This window comes from Mycobacterium sp. NAZ190054, from assembly GCF_001545925.1.
Lineage (GTDB): Bacteria > Actinomycetota > Actinomycetes > Mycobacteriales > Mycobacteriaceae > Mycobacterium.
Window position 1 is genome coordinate 1 of record NZ_LMVQ01000376.1, and the last position, 2695, is coordinate 2695.

Consider the following 2695-nt stretch of genomic DNA (forward strand, 5'->3'; position numbering starts at 1 on the left):
CACACCACGCATTCGTTGGCGTAGGCGATGACGATCCGCGCCGCTTCCCGGACCCGCAGCGGCAGCCGGTTCTTGGTGTAGACGGCGTTGCTGAACTGGGCCATCGCGGCGACCAGCCCGGCCTCGCCGGCGCGGCCGCGCCAGCTGTCGCGTGGCCGCGACAGCTCCAGGAGCACCGCGAACCATGCGATGCCCGGCACCGCGACGAGATAGATCTCGATCCGGCTCAGCGCCTCGGAGCCGCTGACCACGCGGACCGCGTCCAACGCGACCACGAGCGCGAAGCTGGTCAGCCCGGCCGCGGCCAGTGACAGCACGATCTTGCGGGGATCCCGGGCGAGCAGATAAAGCCCCAGCCACCAGCTCAGTGCGAAGACCAGCGCTGACAGGGCCAGCATGTCAGCGCCCGAATCGACGGTGCCGGGCGGTGTAGTCGCGCAGCGCCCGCAGGAAGTCGACGCGCCGGAACTCCGGCCAGTACGCCTCGGTGAACCACATCTCCGAATAGGCGCTCTGCCACAGCAGGAATCCGGACAGCCGCTGTTCCCCGGAGGTGCGGATCACCAGGTCGGGGTCGGGTTGCCCGGAGGTGTAAAGGTTCTCCGAGATGCCGTCGGCGGTCACGGCTTCGATCAGGCGTTCGGCGGAGGCCCCGTTGGCCACTTCTTTGCTCAGCAGCGCACGCACCGCGTCGACGATCTCCTGACGGCCGCCGTAGCCGACGGCGACGTTGACATGAAAAGCGCCGCCGTTGCCGTCGGTCGAGGACACCGCGTCGCGCAGCCGGCGCGCCGGCTCCTCCCCGATCAACTCGAGGTCACCGACGGTGCGCACGCTCCAGCCGTTGGCCGGCGCGCAGATCTCCTCGACCACCTCGGTGATGATCTCGATCAGCGCCGCCAGTTCGTCATCGTCGCGCTGCAGGTTCTCGGTGGAGAGCAGATAGACGGTGGCCATCTCGATGCCGGCCGCCTGGCACCAGCGCAGCATCTCGGCGATCTTGCTCGCCCCCGCGCGGTAGCCGAAACTGACGTCGTCATGACCCAGCTCGCGTGCCCAGCGCCGGTTACCGTCGCACAGCACGGCGATGTGCCGGGGCAGTTCCGAGCGTGACGCGGTGAGACCCTGACGCAGACGCATCTCGTAGAGCCGATACATCGGTTCTTTGAGGCGCCGCGGAATGAGGTCCACGATCAACCAGACTACTGTGGCGCGGAGAAGCCCCCATGCCACTCAGCGGAGGTGATATGCCGACATCTCTCGAACCGTGGTACACCGCCGATTCGCCGCGGGAACCGTGGGAACCCGAGGATCTTCCCGAGGCCGTCGCCGGCGGCGTCGCCCAGGTCCTGGGTAAGCCGAGGTTGCGGGGCTGGATTCACGTGTACTCGGCGGCGATCGCCGTGATCTGTGGCGCGACGCTGGTCGCGGTGTCGTGGTCGCTGCAGTCCACCCGCGCCGGCATCGCGACGCTGATCTACACGCTGACCATCGTGGCGATGTTCACCGTCAGCGGGGTCTACCACCGGGTGAACTGGACGTCGGTCACCGCGCGCAAGTGGATGAAGCGCGCCGACCATTCGATGATCTTCTTGTTCATCGCGGGCAGCTACACACCGTTCGCGTTACTGGCGCTGCCGGAGAACGACGGCATGGTGCTGTTGTGGATCGTGTGGGGCGGGGCACTCGCCGGCGTCGCGTTGAAGATGCTGTGGCCGTCGTCGCCGCGCTGGCTCGGGGTGCCGCTGTACATCCTGCTCGGCTGGGTCGCGGTGTGGTTCATCGGCCCGATCATGCACGGCGCTGGGGTGACCGCGGTCGTGCTGCTGATCGTCGGCGGCGCGCTCTACAGCATCGGTGGTGTGCTCTACGCGCTCAAGTGGCCCAACCCGTGGCCCACGACGTTCGGGCATCACGAGTTCTTCCACGCGTGCACCGCGGTCGCGGCGATCTGCCACTACATCGCGATGTGGTTCGCCGTCTTTTAGCGATTTCGGCGTAGTTCGACAACGTGACGTTGACCAACTACGCCCAAATCACGAGGACAGCTGGGTGATGTTCTGCGGGCCCCAGTAGGCCTTCATCGAGGTGATGCGGCCCTCGCCGTCGAACGTCATCACCTCGATCGGCTCGATGCGCATCGCCCCGCCCACGGTGATCGCGAACAGGAACGCCGCCTCGTGCCCGCCGGCGCGGAAGCTCAGCAACTCGGTCTTGATCTCGCCGCCCTCGATCGACTTGTAGAAGCCGGCGATGGCCTGCCGCCCGATGTGCACATCGCCGCCGCCCACCGGATCTTCGAGGGTGGCGTCCTCGGCGTACAGCGCGGCGACGTCGTCGGCGCTGCCACCGGCGACCGTGTCGAGGTAGCGCTGGACGAAACCCTGCAAGACATCCGGCTCGAAACTCATGAGCGGCACGCTACACGGAGGCTCCCAGCGCGGTGGCGAGATCGTCGACCGTGGTGACGGGCATGTCGCAGACCCGGCCGCGGCACACGTAGGCGGCGTCCACGCCGCCGACGCGGGGCCGGTCGCGCAGCAGCTCAGAGGAATTCACCTCACCACCCACCACCACCAGGGCCGCGAGCGACGCGAACCGGAACCGGATCGCGGCCAACGCCGGCGCCGCGACCGCGGCCAGCACCACGCACAGCGGGGTGAACGACGCGAGCAACGTGACCGTCGTGCTGACC

3 protein-coding genes and 2 pseudogenes are annotated in these 2695 nt (G+C 67.8%); 1 reads left to right on the forward strand and 4 read right to left on the reverse strand.

Annotated elements, in window-relative coordinates:
* Together ASJ79_RS22050 and ASJ79_RS22055 are read right to left on the reverse strand one after the other, a co-directional pair.
* Positions 1 to 398 (reverse strand): annotated as a pseudogene (locus ASJ79_RS22050) (hypothetical protein); the annotation flags it as partial.
* Position 399: 1 nt separating this feature from the next.
* Positions 400 to 1191: a (2Z,6E)-farnesyl diphosphate synthase gene (locus ASJ79_RS22055; RefSeq protein WP_067959918.1), complete on the reverse strand. Its 792-nt coding sequence runs from the start codon at positions 1189 to 1191 to the stop codon at positions 400 to 402.
* A gap of 56 nt (positions 1192 to 1247) precedes the next feature.
* Here ASJ79_RS22055 and ASJ79_RS22060 point away from each other — a divergent pair, with 56 nt between their 5' ends.
* Entirely contained in the window at positions 1248 to 1988 is a 741-nt protein-coding gene (locus ASJ79_RS22060; protein WP_067959922.1) for a hemolysin III family protein, read from the forward strand.
* Between the two features lie 48 nt (positions 1989 to 2036).
* Here the strand turns inward: ASJ79_RS22060 and ASJ79_RS22065 are convergent, their stop codons facing one another.
* Positions 2037 to 2411 carry a nuclear transport factor 2 family protein gene (locus ASJ79_RS22065; RefSeq protein ID WP_067959925.1) on the reverse strand — a complete coding sequence of 125 codons (375 nt, stop codon included), beginning with the start codon at positions 2409 to 2411 and terminating at the stop codon, positions 2037 to 2039.
* A 10-nt stretch (positions 2412 to 2421) separates the two neighbouring features.
* Positions 2422 to 2695 (reverse strand): annotated as a pseudogene (locus tag ASJ79_RS22070) (hypothetical protein); the annotation flags it as partial.